The 336-nt window shown below is 47.6% G+C and carries 1 protein-coding gene; it reads right to left on the bottom strand.

Translation table 11 applies throughout. The features are described 5' to 3' along the window. The coding region (locus Xinn_RS21635; RefSeq protein ID WP_153043456.1) for a DDE-type integrase/transposase/recombinase at window positions 1–336 on the bottom strand (336 nt) is incomplete at both ends.

Below are 336 nucleotides of genomic sequence, written 5' to 3' on the forward strand. Positions count from 1 at the left end.
TTTGTTTGATAGCATAACGCTGCAATAATCGTCTGAACGCTTTGCTGGTATAGTGGCTGCCTTGATCGCTGTGAAACAAGATCCCTTGCGGCCTTCCTCTTGATTCAAATGCCATGATTAACGCTTTTTTTGTCAGCTCAGAGTCTGGCGAGAAAGACATCGCCCAACCGATGGGTTTACGGGCAAAAAGGTCGATGACCACCGCCAGATAAGCCCAACGTTTACCGGTCCAGATATAGGTCACATCCCCACACCACACCTGATTGGGTTCGGTAACCGCAAACTGACGGTCAAGATGATTAGGAATATCAACCTGTTCCTTACGTGAATAGCGAT

The sequence above is a fragment of the Xenorhabdus innexi genome, from assembly GCF_002632485.1.
GTDB classification, from domain to species: domain Bacteria; phylum Pseudomonadota; class Gammaproteobacteria; order Enterobacterales; family Enterobacteriaceae; genus Xenorhabdus; species Xenorhabdus innexi.